14 protein-coding genes are annotated in these 17,508 nt (G+C 62.8%); 10 read left to right on the top strand and 4 right to left on the bottom strand.

Annotation, left to right across the window (positions count from 1 at the left end):
• Positions 1-124 precede the first annotated feature (124 nt).
• Positions 125-949, top strand: coding sequence for a helix-turn-helix domain-containing protein (locus tag A0W34_RS20970; protein ID WP_063316779.1), 825 nt, complete (start codon positions 125-127; stop codon positions 947-949).
• A gap of 43 nt (positions 950-992) precedes the next feature.
• On the opposite strand, the gene A0W34_RS20965 is transcribed toward A0W34_RS20970, so the two are convergent.
• Together A0W34_RS20965 and A0W34_RS20960 are read right to left on the bottom strand one after the other, a co-directional pair.
• On the bottom strand, positions 993-2,750 hold the full coding sequence (locus A0W34_RS20965; protein WP_081558216.1) for an ABC transporter ATP-binding protein: 1,758 nt from the start codon (positions 2,748-2,750) through the stop codon (positions 993-995).
• A complete protein-coding gene (locus A0W34_RS20960; protein ID WP_232329896.1) occupies positions 2,747-4,405 on the bottom strand; it encodes an ABC transporter ATP-binding protein in 1,659 nt (552 codons plus the stop codon). Before A0W34_RS20960 ends, A0W34_RS20965 begins: the two co-directional genes overlap by 4 nt.
• 257 nt (positions 4,406-4,662) lie before the next feature.
• Here A0W34_RS20960 and A0W34_RS20955 point away from each other — a divergent pair, with 257 nt between their 5' ends.
• The 5 genes from A0W34_RS20955 to A0W34_RS20935 are packed head-to-tail and all read left to right on the top strand — an operon-like array spanning position 4,663 to position 9,632.
• A complete protein-coding gene (locus A0W34_RS20955; RefSeq protein ID WP_223304402.1) occupies positions 4,663-5,550 on the top strand; it encodes a siderophore-interacting protein in 888 nt (295 codons plus the stop codon).
• Complete coding sequence (locus A0W34_RS20950) at positions 5,547-6,674, top strand: Fe(3+)-siderophore ABC transporter permease (protein WP_003946222.1); 1,128 nt, start codon at positions 5,547-5,549, stop codon at positions 6,672-6,674. Before A0W34_RS20955 ends, A0W34_RS20950 begins: the two co-directional genes overlap by 4 nt.
• The gene (gene fepG / locus A0W34_RS20945; RefSeq protein ID WP_081558214.1) at positions 6,671-7,720 is read left to right on the top strand and encodes an iron-enterobactin ABC transporter permease; all 1,050 of its coding nucleotides are present in this window, start codon (positions 6,671-6,673) and stop codon (positions 7,718-7,720) included. The genes A0W34_RS20950 and fepG overlap by 4 nt, the downstream gene beginning before the upstream one ends.
• A gap of 23 nt (positions 7,721-7,743) precedes the next feature.
• Positions 7,744-8,595 carry an ABC transporter ATP-binding protein gene (locus A0W34_RS20940; protein ID WP_050794099.1) on the top strand — a complete coding sequence of 284 codons (852 nt, stop codon included), beginning with the start codon at positions 7,744-7,746 and terminating at the stop codon, positions 8,593-8,595.
• Complete coding sequence (locus A0W34_RS20935; RefSeq protein ID WP_081558213.1) at positions 8,592-9,632, top strand: ABC transporter substrate-binding protein; 1,041 nt, start codon at positions 8,592-8,594, stop codon at positions 9,630-9,632. Before A0W34_RS20940 ends, A0W34_RS20935 begins: the two co-directional genes overlap by 4 nt.
• Position 9,633: 1 nt before the next feature.
• On the opposite strand, the gene A0W34_RS20930 is transcribed toward A0W34_RS20935, so the two are convergent.
• Positions 9,634-10,608, bottom strand: a complete 975-nt coding sequence (locus tag A0W34_RS20930; RefSeq protein WP_042448946.1) for an ABC transporter substrate-binding protein — start codon at positions 10,606-10,608, stop codon at positions 9,634-9,636.
• Positions 10,609-10,678: 70 nt separating this feature from the next.
• Positions 10,679-11,317, bottom strand: a complete 639-nt coding sequence (locus A0W34_RS20925) for a TetR/AcrR family transcriptional regulator (protein ID WP_030536301.1) — start codon at positions 11,315-11,317, stop codon at positions 10,679-10,681.
• An 84-nt stretch (positions 11,318-11,401) separates the two neighbouring features.
• On the opposite strand from A0W34_RS20925, the gene A0W34_RS20920 reads away from it, so the two are divergent.
• Genes A0W34_RS20920 through A0W34_RS20905 form a run of 4 tightly spaced genes read left to right on the top strand, consistent with a single transcriptional unit; the run spans position 11,402 to position 17,487 of the window.
• Positions 11,402-12,784, top strand: a complete 1,383-nt coding sequence (locus A0W34_RS20920) for an MFS transporter (RefSeq protein WP_081558849.1) — start codon at positions 11,402-11,404, stop codon at positions 12,782-12,784.
• 55 nt (positions 12,785-12,839) lie between these two features.
• A complete protein-coding gene (locus tag A0W34_RS20915) occupies positions 12,840-13,832 on the top strand; it encodes an ABC transporter substrate-binding protein (RefSeq protein WP_054780875.1) in 993 nt (330 codons plus the stop codon).
• Entirely contained in the window at positions 13,829-15,754 is a 1,926-nt protein-coding gene (locus tag A0W34_RS20910) for an ABC transporter ATP-binding protein (RefSeq protein ID WP_232329895.1), read from the top strand. Before A0W34_RS20915 ends, A0W34_RS20910 begins: the two co-directional genes overlap by 4 nt.
• Complete coding sequence (locus A0W34_RS20905; protein ID WP_081558211.1) at positions 15,751-17,487, top strand: ABC transporter ATP-binding protein; 1,737 nt, start codon at positions 15,751-15,753, stop codon at positions 17,485-17,487. The genes A0W34_RS20910 and A0W34_RS20905 overlap by 4 nt, the downstream gene beginning before the upstream one ends.
• Positions 17,488-17,508 lie beyond the last annotated feature (21 nt).

The raw sequence follows: 17,508 nt of genomic DNA, 5'->3' as shown, positions 1-17,508 counted from the left end.
GACCCGTAGCCGGGAGTTGCAGTCACGATATCGGGGACCCTGGTATGTGTAACTCTGGGGTCACAGTCAACGATTTTCGGGTTCCTATTTAGGTATGCCTAACGAAAGTCCTATACTCGTCTTCATGACAGCTGTGGCAGAGAGAATTTCGGTGCCCGTGGGGCCGCGTTCCATCGATCACCCCTACTCGATGACAACGGTGACTCTGAAGCTCTCTCATCAGCGGCAGTGGGCCCCGCATCGTCATCCTGAACATGAGCTGATCTGGGGAAACTCCGGTGGAATGCTCACGGTTGTCGCTGACGGCATCACTTGGGAGGTGCCGCCTTCGGCCGGACTGTGGCTGCCTGCCGGGGCGTTGCATGCCGTGAAGGCCGGTCCGGGTACGGAGTTCTTCTGCACCTACTTCCGGCCCGAGGCTCACGAGGCGCCGTCGGGTGTTCCGGGCTTGTTCGGTGTCAGCGCTCTCCTGCGTGAGGTACTCCTGCACATGCATCGGCGGAACATGCCCGACGAGGCGCGCAGTCGCGCCGAGCGGGTGGCCTTCGACATGTTGCAGCCGCTCGAAGTTGCTGCGGTGGAGGTTCCGATGCCGACCGATCCGCGAGCGTTGTTCGTCGCCGAAGCGTTGGTCGCCAATCCGGCAGACCAGCGGTCGCTGTCCGAATGGGCGCTGACGGCTGGCGGTAGCGTCCGTACGCTGACGCGTGTGTTCGCGCAGGGCACTGGAATGACTTTTGCGCAGTGGCGAATTCAGGTACGTGTCCGCGCAGCATTGACGTATTTAGCTGCTGGAGTGCCGGTTTCGGTTGTCAGTAGGCGGGTCGGATACGAAACTCCGAGTGCCTTTGTCGCGGTGTTCCGCCGGGTCACCGGCCGCACACCCGGCAGCATGATGAACAAGCGGAGTGTGGCGCCCGAATCGGTGCCGTACCTTCTGCACGCATGAGTTGGGTTGCACCGGGCGGAAGTGCTCGGTGCAACCGTCGCGGTCAACTCCGCGGAGCGGACCACGCTTCCCACAGCTCCGCGTACCGACCCCCGAGGTTGACCAACTCGTCGTGAGAGCCGTGCTCGACGACGCGGCCGTGGTCCATCACCAGGATCTGATCGGCGTCGACGGCCTGTGAGAGTCGGTGTGCCACTGTGACAGCAGTGCGACCCCGGGTCAGAGCGAGAGCGGCATCGTCGAGGACCCTGGCTCCAGCGCTGCCCGCTTCGGCGGTCGCCTCGTCGAGAATCAGCAGCGGCGGATCCAGTAATTCGATTCTTGCCAACGCAAGTTGTTGGGCCTGTGTTGCGGTCAGCCGGTGTCCACCGTCTCCGACCACGGTTTCCAGTCCGTCCGGGAGAGCCCGCAGCCAATCCGACGCGCCGACGGTATCGAGCGCCGCGGTGATGTCGTTGTCGGTTGCCGACGGGTCGGCCAGCCGCAGATCCTCGGCCAACGTGCCGGCGAAGACGTGGACCTCCTGAGTCACGAGGGCCACCGCGCTCCGAGATATCGACGGTGGCAGTTCGTTCCGGGGCACCGTCCCGATCTTCACGACGCCTTCGGTCGGTTCGTAGGTTCCCGCGATCAGCTTTGCGACTGTAGATTTTCCGGCTCCGGTAGCGCCCACCAGTGCGGTGACGGTTCCTGTCGGAATGGTGATGTCGATGTCTCGCAGAACAGGAGCGTCGCCGCTTCGGTACGAGAATGTGACGCGTTCCAAAGAAGCTGAGCTGTCGACAGGTTCCTGCGGATCGGTCGGTGCAGATGGCACGGGCGCAAGCGTGACTCCGACCAGGCGAGCCAACGCTATTGTGCCTTCCTGCAATTCGTCGAACACACTGAGAACTGCGCCCACCGGATCGAAGAGGCGGTGGAAGAACAGGGCTGCGGCTGTGGCGGCACCGATGCTGATCTGCCCGTCTTTCACCAGCCAGAAGCCAGTGATCAGCACGGCGGACAGACCGATGAACTCCGCGATGTTGAGCCGGCCGAAGAACCTGGTGCGTAGACGCGTGGTCAACAAGCTCAGCCGGACGGCCGTCATCGATCGAGATTCGATCTGTTCGAGATGCGGCTGGGCCAGGCGAAGCGATCCGACGGTGTCGGAGTTGCTCAGCGAGTCCAGGAGCTGTTGCGCACGTGCACCTTCTGCCTCCCGCTCCTCGCGGTAGACCGGTGCCGACCTCGAGAGGTACCAACGCAGCGCCTGGATCTGGATGGGTGCCGCGATCACCGCGGCGACGGCGAATCTCCAATCGAGGCTACCCAATCCGATCAGGGTCAACACGATGGTCAGTGCCGCGGTGGCAAAAACCGGAAGTGCTTCGGATACGGCCCGGGTCACCAACCGCACGTCGCCGGTGATGCGGGAGACGAGATCTCCGCGCCCGGCCCGTTCGACGTCGCTCTGCGGAAGGTCGAGAACCCGGACGACGACTTCTTCGCGAAGGTCGGCGACAACGCGCTCGCCGACGCCGGCGAGCAGGTAGTTGCTCACTCCGACGAGAAGGGATGAGGCAACCGCGATGCCGACCAACGCGAGAGTCAATGTGCCGATGCGAGAGACAGCGTCGCCGTCTGCCTCGGTCACGGCGTCGACCATGGCGCCGAGGACCAGCGGTGTGAGCAGACCGATCGCGGTCGCGGCGGTCAGGGTGACGACTGCTGCGATCGCGGAAATTCGGTGGGGTCCCATCAACCGAAGTGCCGCGCGCCGCGCCTGTTTCGGTGTTGCGGTGGGGAGTAGTTCGTTCACAGCTCGATCACCCGATCGCAGATATCGAGCAGCACTGGGCTGCTGGTCAGAAGTACTGTGGCGTGCGCCCCGCGTACCTCGGCGATCCCGCGAGCAATGCGTGCTTCGGTGACGGAGTCGACGGCAGTGGTGGGATCGTGCAGGACTAAGACGGGAGCTTCGCTCGCCAGTGCCCTCGCCAACGCGATGCGCTGACGCTGACCGCCGGACAAAGAATTCCCTTGCTCGGTGACTCGGGTTGCGAGGCCGAGCGGCAGTGCCGAGATCACTTGATCTGCCGCAGCAGCGGCGATGGCCTCGTCGTTGCGGCTGCCGATCGGTGCGACGGCGTCGATGTTGTCGCCGACTGTGCCGATGAACAGTGCCGCGTCGTGCGGTGCTGCCAGAACGTGAGTGCGAAGTTCGTCGATGTGCAGCTCGTGAATGGCGTTGTCGCCGAGATGAATTGTTCCGCTCGAAGGCTCGATTCGACGCGCCAGTGCGTCGACCAACGCATCCGCCCATGCGGCATTCTCGGTGACGATGCCGATGATCTCGCCGCGTTTGACGTCGAGATCGACTGGTGACGCTCCGGCCAACACGACGTCGCGCAGCGTCAGGAACTCGGAGTGATTCAGGGACACAGGTTCACCCGCGGGAGTCACAGCCTCGGTGGTCCCGAGAAGTGCTGCGACGCGGTTGGCGGAAGCACGCGCCCGTGCCAGACCGGCGCCGAAGTAGATGATGTCGATCAACGGACCCCGAAGGAACTGTGCCAGACCAACCACGGCAACGAATTCACCGACCGAGATGCTCCCGGACGCTGCCATCCGTCCGCCCACGTACGCGATGACGGCGAGGAAAGCGCCGGCGATCGCAACGTTGGCGGCGGAGTACATCGCTTGGTATCTCTGTGCGCGAAGGGTTGCTTCCAACGAAGTCCGGCTGGCTCCCCGATACCGCTGCGCTGCAGCATCTCCGGCGCCGATTCCGGAAAGGATTCGGAGTCCGGAGAGTAGATCTGCGGCTAGCGCGCCGGCCTTGGCGCCCTGCCATTGATCGGTTTCGGCTCGGCGTTCGAGCGGCCGACTGACCACCTGCATGAGAGCCAGCACCGGGGGAGTGCCGAGGATGACGAGCAGGCCGAGTGGCACCGAGATCACCAGTAGCGAAATCGCGGCGGTCAGCACTCCGCAGGCGGCCGCAAGTTTGGTGCTCAGCGTGTGCGTGAATCCGGCCACCGAACCCGCGTCGGATGTTGCAATCGAGTAGACCTCGCCCGGCATACGCCGCGGCGACATGCCGTGCGGATCGAGGCTTCGGCGCGCGATGTCCATCCGCAAGCGATGTGCTCCGTGCTCGCTGACGGAATCGGAGATGCGCGCCGCGAAGCGCCAACTGAGCAACAAGCCGGTGAAGAGAATTCCGAGAACGAGGATCCACTTTCCGAGTGCGGCGGCATCGCTGGTCGCCACAGCACGGTCGATGACCGCACCGATCACCACCGGCACCAACGCTTCCGCGACCTGGTGGCCGGTGAAGCCGACGGACGCGGCCGCCAGCTTGGCTCCGCGACCTTCGGAAGCGATCGCGCGTGTGATTACCTGACGCGGCGTGATCGCCGGGCTGGTTGGGGGACCGTTTGTCTCGGCCGAAAGAAGTGGTGTCGAAGGCACTGGGTCCACGCTAGGGATCGTGGGCGGTAGTCAGAAGTCACACCGGTGCCAATACTTGTCGTGAACAGGCCATACGTATTGCGTTGGCCGAATTGCGATAGTAGTTGGCCCCGTTGCAGCGGAGAAGGCATCGACTCATCGACGACACTGCAATAAATTAAGGTCTACCTTACTTAGCACGGGTTAACTATGTCCGGAAGTCGGATGGATCCTCGTGTTCGGGTCCGGTTCATGTTCCATCGATGTTGGAGATTGTTGTGAGTCTTGTGTTCGGCGAGGTACTTCACAAGGAGTACGTGACCCCGGGAATGGTTCGTATCGTGTTCGGTGGGGAGGAGCTGACCGCCTTCGAAACCACCGGTACCGGTGACGAATACCTGCGCCTCCACTTCCCGGTCCCGGCTACAGGCAAGTTCGTTCTTCCGGCGGAAGATCCGGATGCACCGCGCGGTTGGCGATACCCGGAGGGAGAGGAACCGTCCCCGTGCCAGCCGTACACCGTGCGACGGTTCGATTCCGAAACCAGCCGCATGACGATCGACTTCGTCGTTCACGAGGGTGGTATCGCCAGCGACTGGGCACAGAAGGCCGAGATCGGTGACAAGTTGGCGATCGGCGAGTCTCGTGGCCTCTACGAGCCCCCGGCCGACGCACGCTGGCAGGTGTTCGTCGCCGACGCGACTGGACTCCCCGCACTCGGGCGCTTGATCGAACAGTTGCCCGCCGGGATGTCGGCCAAGGCGATCGTCGAGGTGGTGGACGAGTCTCACAAGCAGCAGATCACCTCGGACGCCGACGTCGAGTTCATTTGGCTGGTCGGCAGTGGCAACGGTGTTGCACCGTCGAAGTTGCCGGACGCGGTTCGCGCGATGAACTTGCCCACCGAACTCGGATACGTGTGGGTTGCAGGCGAGAGCACGATGCTCCGTGACATCCGCAAGTACCTTCGCCACGAACTGAAGTTGCCGGGTGAGCAGTACAAGGTCATCGGCTACTGGACGTACAAAGCCGAGGTGTGGAACGCGAAGTACGAGGCCCTCGACGAAAGTGTCCGCGCGGCACTCGATGCGGCCTGGGAATCGGACCGCGACGAGGAAGAGATCCGCGACGAGGTCGAGAAGACTCTAGAGAGCGCCGGCTTGTGACCGTTGGATTCGACAAGAGTGCTGTCGACAGCGGTGCGGCGGACAAGAGTGCAGTCGACAAACACACCGAAGAACTGATCGACGAGTCGCTGCACGAGAAGCAGAAGCAACCGGACGGGCTGGTATCGACCAACTCTCGTCGTATGGCGGGTCTTCTGGTGTGCCTGGTGGTGCTCGCCGCCGTGCTCCTGCTGAGTATCGCGGTGGGATCGAAGACCATTCCGTTCGGGACCGTGATCGACGCGCTGGTGAACTACGACGACTCGAACGATCACGTGATCATCCGTGACCTGCGACTACCGCGTACTCTGCTCGGTCTGATAGTCGGTATGGCACTGGGTGTGGCCGGTGGCCTCATCCAGGCGATGACACGAAATCCCTTGGCTGATCCAGGAATTCTCGGTGTCAATGCCGGCGCGGGCTTCGCGATGGTCGTTGCCGTCGCGGTCTTCGGCTTGACCAGCATCTGGTCGTACATATGGTTCGCTTTCCTCGGAGCGGTGATAGCCACGGCGATCGTCTACACGCTGGGCTCGATCGGTCGAGGTGGTGCGACGCCCATTCGGCTGACGCTTGCCGGTGTTGCCATCGGCTCCGTGCTCGGCGGCATCTCGTCCGGGATCACCTTGCTCAACCCGACCGCCTTCGACCAGATGCGCCAGTGGAATGCCGGCTCACTCAGCGGGCGTTCGTTGGAAATCGTTCTCGCCGTCGCACCGTTCATTCTCATCGGGCTCTTCCTGGCGCTCGCGTTGGCGCGCCAACTCAACGCGGTGGCCCTGGGTGACGATCTGGCACGTTCGCTCGGTGCCAACATCACTCGTACTCGCATCCTCGGTGTCATCGCGGTGACATTGCTGTGCGGCGCGGCGACAGCTGCGGCCGGGCCGATCGGATTCGTCGGTTTGATGGTTCCGCACGTCGCGAGATGGTTCGTCGGACCGGATCAGCGATGGATTCTCCCGTACACGTTGGTGTGCTCGCCGATTCTTCTTCTCTTCTCCGACGTCGTCGGCCGAATCGTGCTGCGCCCGGGTGAACTTCAGGTCGGCATCGTCACGGCCTTCATCGGCGCTCCGGTGCTGATCATGCTGGTGCGTCGAAGCAAGGTGAGCGGTCTGTGAGCATCGATTTCGGGCGCGCCACCACGGTGGTGCGCTCACCCAAAGAAGGCTGGTCCGCGCGGATCGACGTCCGCACGGTCACAGTCTGCCTCGTCCTCGTTGCGCTTGCATTGGCCATCGGTGTCATCGCGCTCGGTAGTGGTGACTACCAAGTGCCGATCGGGGACGTCCTCGGTGCACTGTTCGGCGAAGCCCCCGCGCGTATCCACATGGTCGTCGTGGAATGGCGTCTGCCCCGAGTTCTGTTGGCGCTGATGCTCGGTGCGGCGCTCGGTATGAGCGGTGCGATCTTCCAATCGCTGACCAGGAACCCGTTGGGTAGCCCGGACATCATCGGCTTCAACTCCGGTGCGTACACGGGCGCTCTGGTGGTCATCCTCCTCATCGGTGGTACTTACTACGAGATCGCAGTCGGTGCTCTGGTGGGCGGAATCGCCACCGCAGCAGTTGTTTATCTCCTTGCGTACAAGCGAGGTGTGCAGGGATTCCGGTTGATCATCGTCGGTATCGCCATCAGCGCGATGTTGGGCTCGGTCAACACCTGGATGATCCTCAAGGCGAAACTTGACGACGCCATGGCTGCCGCAGTGTGGGGTGCCGGTTCGTTGAACGGCCTCGGCTGGACTCAGGTGTGGCCGGTGGTCGTCGTGCTGGCCATCCTCGTTCCGCTGATCCTGGTGTTGGGCAGGCGGATGCAGATGCTCGAGATGGGCGACGACGCCGCCAAGGCGCTCGGCGTCCGGGCCGAACCCACGCGGCTTTCCCTGGTTGTTCTCGGCGTCGCCCTGACGGCCATGGTGACAGCAGCGGCCGGTCCCATCGGGTTCGTCTCTCTTGCGGCTCCGCAGTTGGTGAGGCGATTGACCGGTAGTGCCGGAGTGACCCTGCTGCCGTCGGCAGCAATGGGTGGCGCGTTGCTGGTGGTCAGCGACTGGGTGGCGCAGCGAGCTTTCGCGCCGACACAGTTGCCGGTCGGCGTCGTCACCGTCTCCATCGGTGGCATCTATTTCGTATGGCTTCTCGCGCGAGAGGCACGTAAGCAGTGATCGGTGAAGGAACGAGGAACAGCGTGAACGAGACAAGTACGGCCGCCGTCGTGGTCGAAAGGACGAATCGGCTTCGCGCCGAGGACGTCACGATCGGTTACGACAAGCGCGTCATCTCGGAACACCTCGACGTCGAAATCCCCGACGGTGGCTTCACCGTCATCGTCGGTCCCAATGCCTGCGGCAAGTCGACGCTTCTGCGTGCGCTGTCCCGGTTGCTCAAGCCGACCACCGGCAAGGTCCTTCTCGACGGTAAGGCGATCACGTCGTACCCGGCAAAGGAAGTTGCGAGGCGACTCGGGCTTCTGCCGCAGACGTCGATCGCGCCGGACGGAATCAAAGTCGCCGATCTGGTTGCGCGAGGGCGTTATCCGCACCAGAAGCTGATCCGCCAGTGGTCCCGAGAGGACGAGGCCGCCGTCATCAAGGCGATGGAGGCAACCAAGGTCACGGATCTGTCGGCCAGGCCGGTCGACGAACTGTCCGGTGGTCAGCGCCAACGTGTCTGGGTAGCTATGGTTCTCGCGCAGCAGACTCCGTTGGTGCTGCTGGACGAGCCGACGACGTTCCTCGACATCGCGCACCAGATCGAGCTGTTGGAGCTCTGCCGCGATCTGAACGAGAACGACGGACACACGCTGGTGGCGGTGCTTCACGATCTCAATCACGCGTGCCGCTACGGAACTCACATCATCGCGATGAAGGACGGCGCGGTGGTCGCCGAGGGTCCGCCCGCGGAGATCATCACCGAAGAACTGGTGCAGGAGGTGTTCGGCATGGCGTGCCGCATCATCGACGATCCGGTTTCCCACACACCGCTGGTCATTCCGCTGGGACGCGAGCGTCAGCGAAACATCGAAGGAGCAAAGGTATGACACTCGTCCTGGATGCGCAGGTTACCGACACGGAGTGGGCTCAGATCGTCGACCGCATTTCGCGACGCCGATTCTTCGGTGGCGCAGCTGGTGTGGCCGCAGCATTGGCGCTGAGCGCCTGCGGAAGCTCCGATGGCGAATCCGACTCTGCCAGTGACACTCTCTCGTACACGTGGGCCGAGTTCAGCGGCGACGTTCCGCGCGACCCGAAGCGTGTGGTGGTGCTCGACGGCCGCGTCGACCTCGAATTCGCGATGATGATGGACTACCCGATCGTCGGATCGGGCAACTTCTGGTTCCCCGACGCCAAGGCAGGATTCCAGTTTCCCGGCCGCACCATCGAGGACGCGAGCTTCGTCAACGTCGCCGGCGACTTCTCCACCAACTTCGAGGCTCTGCTCGCTCTCGAGCCCGATCTGATCGTCATCACTGCGATCGGATACACCAGTGACTGGTACGGCACCGAGCGCTTGTCTTCCATCGCGCCGCTGTTGGTCGTCGGCGACGACGTCGAACCGATTGCCGGGCACCCGGTCGACTGGCGAGGTGCTCTGATGGCGCAGGCGAGCCAGCTCGACCGGGTGACGATCGCCGAGGCTTCCATTGCGGAGTACGACGACAAGCTCGCGAGACTGCGACCGATGTTGCAGGAGAAGCTGGGCGGAAAGAAGATCGTGTTCGGCGTTCAGACGCCGACGGGCTTCCTTGTGCATCAGCGGAATCTGCGAATCAGTGTTGCACTCGATGCCGGCCTCGACGTGCTTTTCCGTGACGACGACAATGCAGAGAACTCGTTCGAGTTGTCGTTCGAGCAACTCGACACCTTGGCTCCGGCGGATGTGATCATCGCCCAAGCACGCGATCAGGAAGCGCTCGACGCGATCAAGTCGCAGCCGACGTGGCAGCGGTTGCCTGCAGTTCAAGCGGGCAACGTGTTGACCAGCGACGCGCGATACAACCAAGGATTTGCGCTCACCGCGGCCATCTTCCTCGACGTTCTCGAGGAAGCGGCCGGACGAATCACTGCTGGGCAGTAATTCAGGCGACGTTGCGGGCCTGGTCGAGTAGTTGTGCAACCTGCTCGAACCAGGCGCCGTAATTGGCGTAGGTGTTGGGACGCTTGTCGTCGAAGTCGATCACCTGGTTCGCGGTCACCGCGGGCAGCTTGACGAACACGGGTGATGCCGCGAATGCCTCTGCCGACTTCGCGAACTGGAACACGATGTCCGCCGGATAGTCCGGTACCTGTTCCCAGCTGAGATCGGCCCAGCCCTTGTCGCCTCCCGGACCGGTGAACTTCACGCCCAGTTCCTTCAGGTACCCGAACTGAGCGAGCGCCGTTGTGCCTGCGTACAACTCGGAGCTGTCACCGTTCAGGGCGAGGACTTCGATGTCGTCGACCTTGGCCGCAGCAGTTCGGATGCGCTCTGCACCGGATTCGAATGCTTCCTTGCCCTCGCGTGCTGCGGCTGTGTCGGTGTTCCCGCCGAGTGCTTCGGCGAGTGAGGCGTACTCGTTCAACACGTCCGGTGTCGAGGCTCCGGAGAACTTGACGCCGACAAACGGTGCAACATTGTTGACGGTCTTGCCCATCGGCTCGTCCCACCAAGTCCATCGTGTCGGGTCGTCGCTGTTGCCGTACCCGATGACCAGGTCTGGGTCCAGCGCCGCAAGAGCTTCCGCGCTGAGTTCACCTTCACGGCCGACGACGGTCATCGTCGACTCGTCAGCGCGATCGGTGACGTCTGGATTGCCGACGCCGTAACCGAAGATGCCGACCGGCCGAATGCCGTAGTCCCACAGAGCCGCAGCGGAGTACGCGTCGACGACGATCCGCTCCGGGGCGTGGTCGAGGGTGATCGTGTTTCCGTATCCCGTTGTGTAACTCCAGGACTGGTCGGCAGACCTGGTCTCGGTAGAGGGCGCTGCGTCGCTACTTCCGCAACCGGCGAGTAGGAGCGTGGCGACGGCGGGTAGTGCGGCGAAGCCGGCGAGCCGGCGATTGATTTTCATGAGACCTTCCGAACATGGCGAAATAAGCTAGGTAAGCCTAACCTGACATGTCATTCGGGTGTTCTCGGGGTCAGTTGCCCTGCCACATCTGAAGCCATTCGCTCCAGGACGGGGGAGTGATCGTTGGTCGAGGTGTTCCGCCACGAAGTCCGTCGAGCATGAAGTCGAGATAGCGCGTGTGTATTTCGGTGGCTCGATCACCCTCGATCGGCAGAGTCGGCCGCAGATGCACTGTCATGAGCATGACGTCAGCAGCAGTGAAGTCGGGCGGGACTTCGCGAGCGTCGATGCAGACGTCGACCATCGATTGCAGTGCGGCCTCCAATTCTTCGGCGGCACGAGTGACTTCGGCGTGTTCAGGTAACTTGCCGCCGAGGACCGGAATGAGCGGTCCCACTGATTCGGTGAGATATCGCGAGAAGAACGTCTTCAATACGGCTTCATCGGTTTTCGCGGTGCTCATGCACTCTCGGGCGAGGGTGGCGAGGTGGTCGATCGCCCAGACGCGCAGGGATTGCGCCAGTTCCTCCTTGCCTCGGTATCGGCGATAGATGCTGCCTACTCCCACTCCGGCCCGGGTGGCAATTGCCGATACCGGTGCATTCCAACCCTGTTCGGCAAAAATCTCGCGCGCTGCTCGCAGTACGGTGACGTCGTTGTCTGCGGCTTCTCGGGCGCGTCCGGGGAGGCTCGCATTCTCTTTCGCCATTCCCACAGGCTAGCAATGCATGGTTTACTCAATCGGAACGGAGTGTTCCGTTCCGATTCGATTCATGATTGGAGGAAGGTGTCGATGACAACCTTGGCGGAGGCGCCCACGCGATCCGGGAGCCGGGTGATCGCCGCGCTTGCGGGGGCGGTACTCGTCTACTCGCTCATGCAGACCATGCTGGTACCGGCGTTGCCGGTGTTGGGTGAGCATTTCGACACGTCCGTGGCGGTGACCGGCTGGATCCTGACGGCGTACCTGTTGGCGGCCGCGGTGATGGCTCCGATAGTCGGCGCGATGGGTGACCGATTCGGCGACAAGCGAGTCCTGGTGATCGTCCTGATCATCTTCGCTCTCGCGACATTTGCCGCGGCAGCCGCCCCGAATATCGGGGTGCTGCTTGTCGTTCGAGCTGTCCAGGGAGTGAGCATGGCGAGCTTCCCGCTTGCGATGGCAGTACTGCGGAGAACGGTAGTAGGTCCCGAGTTGTCTTCAGGGATAGGTTGGCTCGCTGGGACTTTGGGAATCGGTGCCGGAAGTGCACTGGTGATCGGCGGTGTCATCCTCGAGTATCTCAGTTGGCAGTGGTTGTTCGTGATCACCGGGATCTTGATCGTGCTCGCATTGGTCGCAGTGGTGGCCGTGGTTCCGGGCTCGCATCGCCGCCCGGGTATGCCGACGGACTGGGCCGGTGCCGGCGCTCTGGCGTTCGGATTGGTGAGCCTGCTATTGGCGATCACGAAAGCCTCCGACTGGGGAGTTTTGTCGCTCGGATTCTGGGGTCTGGTGGTAGTCGCGTTCGTTTCGTTCGCGACACTGATTGCCGTCGATTCCCGCCACGACGCGCCGATCGTCGACATGCGAGTTTTTCGGGACAAGCCGATGATGATCACCAGCGCACTCACCCTGGTGTTCGGGTTCGTGCCGTACATTTTCTATCTCTGTCTGCCGCGGATCCTCCAGGCGCCGGAAACGTCCACGTATGGAAGCGGATTCACCGTTGTGCAGACCGGCTTGGCGCTCTTGCCCGCCGCTGTCCTCGTCTTTCTCGGTGGCCGCTTGACGCCGGCTCTCGCGCGGCGATTCGGGCCGCGGGTGCCCGCTGTCATAGCGCTGGCCCTCATGGCGGCGGGCGCAGTCGGACTCGCGATCTGGCCGAGTCCGGTGGTTGCGATCGTGGCGTTCTTTTCCCTCGTCGGATTGGGGAACGGCGTGGGGTTCGCGGTCTGTGCTCTGTTGGTTGCCTCGATCGTCCCGCCATCGGAAATGGCAGCAGCCAGTGGAGTCAACAGTGTGATCAGAACCGTCGGTTCGGCGGTGGGCGCCCCGGTGACCACAGCGGTCCTGGCGATCGGCATTTCCGGCGACTCGTTCGCGCTGGCGTTCGTGATGGGTGCCGTCATCAGTGTTGTCGCCTGTCTGCCGGCGATTGCACTTCCAGCGACGAGGACTGCACAAAAGGCGTGACTTATTGTAGGCTCCCCTAATCGAGACAGCGTGTAACTAAAGCGGGGAGAGAAGGATGCGGCAGCAGTGGGGCCTGCGAGCAACGGCACTCGCAGCGACAGCAACGGCGCTTGTCGGTTGCTCCGTGGGCGGCGATGACGCAGACGCATCGGAAACAGGCGAGTCGTCGGCCGTACCTGCACCTCAGAAACTGCTCGCACTGGACGAGTTCGCAGCGCTCAACGCACTCACGCTCGGGGTCAAGCCCGATACGGTCTTCGCCACGCTGCAGTCGCAGGCGGCGAAGGAGATATTGCAGAGTGAGGGGATCGAGGTCGTCGACAAACCGACGTTCTTCCAATCACCAGATGTGGAGCAGATCGCGGCCGTTCATCCTGACCGAATCCTGCTCAGTGATGTCGGCTCGTTGACGTCGATCACCTTGCAGGCCAACGAGATTGCCCCGACGACGGTGCTCGCCTATGCGGCGCCGTGGCGCGAAGTTCTGAATACCGCGGCGACGGCACTGGGTCGAGAGTCCGAAGCTCGCGAAATCGTGTCGAGGCTCGAGACCAAATTTGCCGAAGTATCCGGAACGGTCGAGGCGCAACCGCAGACGCTGTCAGTGCTGGTGGGATTCTCCGGCGGCATGTACACCGTCATCCCACAGTCGCCGATGTCCTCGATCATCGAGGAAGCCGGTTTCGGGCGCCCGCAAGCCGAACTCGACGCGAAGATCGGCCCCAACACAGGTGTTGCCACGTCTTCGGTGTCAGGCGAGGAGGTCGGACAGCACGCGGCGGACGCGATGGTGGTGACCTCGGGCAACATCTACGACGGCGCTCTAGTTCACGCAAATCCACTGTTCAACGAGATCTCCGCAGTGAAGGCCGGACGCACAGTGGACGTGAGCGGTGAACTTTGGTTCGGCAGTTATCCTTTCGCGGTCTACTGGATCCTCGAAGACCTCGAGGCTCTTGCCGATCGCACTCTCACCGGCGCGGAACTCCAAGGCCGCATCGCATCCGACGCCGACGCAGTTACCCGATGGAAGGCGTTCTCGAAATGACGACGACAGAGGCTACGAAAGCAGACATTTCATCTGAGGAGGCCGACGTATCACAAGGAGCGGCGGCCGAAGCCTCGCAAGCCAAAGCTGAAGCGGCGGCGCACAAGAGCGCGCTTCGCGAACTCCTTGCGCCAGTTCGTACACGGACCACCATCGCGATGGTGATGCAGGTGATCGCCGCGGTCGCGGCCATCGTGCCGTACGTGGCCATCGCCGAGTTGGGTAAGACGCTGATCGTGGGCGGCGACATCGACTCGTCTCGCGTCTGGACGATCGTGTGGGTGGTCGTCTTCGGTCTGGGTATGCGTGCGTTCTTCGGAGGCGGTGCATTGATCGTGACGCACTTCGCCGATGTCAATCTTCAAGCTGTGCTTCGGCGTCGAATCGCAGCGACACTCGGTCGACTTCCACTGGGCTGGTTCACCTCCCACTCGTCCGGAACCGTGCGAAAAGCCGCGCAGAACGACATCTCCGATCTCCACTACCTGGTTGCGCACAGCGCCGTCGAGACCACCGGCGCCATTGCGGTGCCGCTCGTCGGGCTCGGCTACGTGATCTCGATCGACTGGCGTCTGGGACTGGTCGCGATTGCCACCCTCCCGATCTACATGATCGCCTACGCGATGATGACCAAGGACATGGCCGTCAAGATGAGCCGGATGAATGAGGGCATCGCGGCCATCAGCAACACCATCGTCGAGTTCGTCACCGGCATCGCAGTGGTCAAGACCTTCGGTCAGGACAAGCAGTCACATTCTCGATACCGCGACGCTGCCAAGGCGTTTGCCGTCTCGTACGAGGGCTGGGTTCGCCCGATGCTCCGGACCGAGGCGCTGGCCTCGATTGCGTTGAGCGCACCGGTTGTGCTGGTGGTCAACCTTGGCCTCGGCTCGTGGTTCGTTCACTCCGGATGGGTGTCACCCGTCGATGTGCTGACCAGTTCTCTTGTCGCGATGGTGATTCCGGTGTCGGTGACGACCATCGGTTTCGGTATGCAGGCTCGCCGTGAGGCAGCCGCCGCTGCGGCGCGACTGATTGCGCTGTTCGCAACCGACGCTCTGCCGGAAACCGATCATCCGAAAAAGCCTGTGGGGAACGAAGTTCGATTCTCCGGAGTCTCCTTTGCATACGACGACGGCGCCGACGTCCTGTCCGACATCGATCTGACGCTGCCGGAGGGCACGGTGACGGCGTTGGTCGGACCTTCGGGTTCGGGTAAGTCGACGCTGGCAACGCTGGTTCCGAGGTTCCACGACGTGCGTGCCGGATCCGTGGCCATCGGTGGTGTCGACGTCAGGGAAGTCGCTACCGACGAGCTGTACCGCCACGTCGGATTCGTCCTGCAGGACGTGCAGCTGGTCGAAGCGACCGTGCTCGACAACATTCGGCTTGCCCGACCGCAGGCGACTTCGGCCGAGGTGAAGGCCGCTGCCGCAGCCGCGCAGATCGACACCCGAATCGAAGCGCTCCCGAGAGGGTACGACTCCGTGGTCGGGGTCGACGCCAGATTCTCGGGTGGTGAAGCCCAAAGAGTCTCCATTGCGCGTGCGATTCTCGCGGACACTCCTGTTCTCGTGCTCGACGAAGCAACCGCGTTCGCCGATCCGGAGTCCGAAGCCGATATCCAGGAGGCGTTGTCGCGCTTGACGGTCGGCCGCACCGTGCTGGTGATCGCGCACCGATTGGCTTCGATCGTGAGTGCCGATCAGATCGTGGTCCTCGACGCCGGACGGATCGTGGAGAAGAGCACGCACGATCAGCTTGTGGCGAGTGGTTCAACCTATGCGCGGATGTGGGCGAGTCACAGTCGGGCCGACTCGATTGAACACAGTCGGGCCGACTCGATTGAGCACAGTCGGGCCGACTCGATTGAACGCAACACCGCAGGTAAGTCTGACGCAGCAGGAAAGGCCAACTCATGATTCGCGACCTCTTCCGGATACTCGGCCCGCAGAATCAGGGCCGTTATCGCGAGTTCCTGGTGTGGGCAGTGTTGTACGGCGTGATGCAGGGTTTGGCAGTGGCGCTTCTGGTCCCTGCGGTGCAGGCACTGTTCGATCAGAGCTGGGGCAGTTTCGTTCGGTGGCTCGCCGCCATGGCCGTATGCGCTGTGATCAGTTCGATTGCGCACTACCTGCAGGCGATGAAGGGTTTCGAGTCGGCCCTCACTCTGCTGCGGACGATGCATCTGCGCCTGGGAGATCATCTCGTCACTCTGCCGCTCGGCTGGTTCGGCGCCGGCCGACTCGGGCAGGTATCGCAGGTTGCCAGCAAGGGCACCATCTCGGTGATGGGGGCCGCTGCGCACCTGATGACACCGATCATCTCCGGAATTGCCAGCCCGGCAACCATTGTCGTGTGCATGTTGTTCTTCGACTGGCGGCTCGGGCTCGCGCTGGTAATCAGCGTTCCGATTCTCTTCGCGGCAGCACGATTTGCCTCGACGATGACTGCCAAGGCCGACGATCGGGCTCATGCAGCGGCCGTCGAATCGAACAATCGAGTGCTCGAATACGCGCGTTGCCAACCGGTCCTGCGTGCTTTCGGACGCACCCACGGGGTGTACGAACCGCTCGACGACGCGATCGAAGCGCAACACACTGCGGGTCGTTCACAACTGTGGTTCGTGGTGATCGGGTCCGTGGTCAACGGGATCGCCCTGCAATTCGTGTTCTCTGCCGTGATCATCTTGGGCGCGTTCCTCGCGCTCGGCGGCGACATCGATCCGGTCACGTTGATCGCGCTACTCGGACTGACCGCACGGTTCATCCAGCCGCTGGGTGAGATCGGCGAGTTCGGCGGTGCAATCAGAATGGCACGCAATGAAATCCGGCGAATGTCCGAGATCCTCGAAGTTGAACCAATGGTCGAACCCGATACCAGCGGGACGGCGACGGGGGAGACGGCAGTGCAGTTCGACGCCGTCGACTTCGGATACGCGGACGGTGGGCAGGTTCTGCGAAACATCTCCTTCGACGTGCCACGGAAGTCGTTGACGGCGTTGGTCGGTCCGTCAGGGTCCGGCAAAACCACCGTCACCCGGTTGATCTCGCGCTTCTACGACGTCGACTCCGGTGTGGTGCGTGTCGGCGGCGTCGACGTGCGGGACCTCACGAGTGCCGACCTGATGTCGCAGCTGTCTCTGGTCTTCCAGGACGTGTACCTCTTCGACGACACGTTGATCGCGAACATCCGCCTCGGCCGCCCCGAAGCCACGGACGAGGAAGTCTTCGACGTGGCTCGGATCGCGGGCGTCGCGGAAATCGTCGAGCGGCTTCCGCGGGGTTGGGACACCCGTGTCGGTGAGGCCGGGACGGCACTGTCCGGTGGAGAGCGGCAGCGGGTCTCCATTGCGCGCGCACTCCTCAAACGCGCACCTGTCGTTCTGCTCGACGAGGCGACGGCCGCGCTCGATCCCGAGAACGAGGCACACGTGCAGCGTGCGATGCAAGAACTCGTCAGGGAAAGCACACTGCTCGTGATCGCTCACAAACTGTCGACCGTCGTGGCCGCAGATCAGATCATCGTGCTCGGTGACGACGGATCGATCGTCGAAGTGGGAACCCACGAAGTTCTGCTCGCAGCCGGTGGGAACTACGCCGCGTTCTGGAACCAGCGCCACCGTGCGTCGGGATGGCGGTTGGTAGCGGGCTGAGCAGGTGGCAAGCTGAGCAGA

It is taken from the genome of Rhodococcus sp. BH4 (assembly GCF_002079265.1).
GTDB lineage: Bacteria > Actinomycetota > Actinomycetes > Mycobacteriales > Mycobacteriaceae > Rhodococcus_F > Rhodococcus_F qingshengii.
This window is presented reverse-complemented; position numbering and strand designations above follow the sequence as displayed.

Coding starts and splice junctions, on each gene's coding strand:
- A0W34_RS20925 (WP_030536301.1), bottom strand. CDS start 11,317: ATGGCGAAAGAGAATGCGAGCCTCCCCGGACGCGCCCGAGAAGCCGCA.
- A0W34_RS20970 (WP_063316779.1), top strand. CDS start 125: ATGACAGCTGTGGCAGAGAGAATTTCGGTGCCCGTGGGGCCGCGTTCC.
- A0W34_RS20910 (WP_232329895.1), top strand. CDS start 13,829: ATGACGACGACAGAGGCTACGAAAGCAGACATTTCATCTGAGGAGGCC.
- A0W34_RS20920 (WP_081558849.1), top strand. CDS start 11,402: ATGACAACCTTGGCGGAGGCGCCCACGCGATCCGGGAGCCGGGTGATC.
- A0W34_RS20905 (WP_081558211.1), top strand. CDS start 15,751: ATGATTCGCGACCTCTTCCGGATACTCGGCCCGCAGAATCAGGGCCGT.
- A0W34_RS20915 (WP_054780875.1), top strand. CDS start 12,840: ATGCGGCAGCAGTGGGGCCTGCGAGCAACGGCACTCGCAGCGACAGCA.
- A0W34_RS20930 (WP_042448946.1), bottom strand. CDS start 10,608: ATGAAAATCAATCGCCGGCTCGCCGGCTTCGCCGCACTACCCGCCGTC.
- A0W34_RS20935 (WP_081558213.1), top strand. CDS start 8,592: ATGACACTCGTCCTGGATGCGCAGGTTACCGACACGGAGTGGGCTCAG.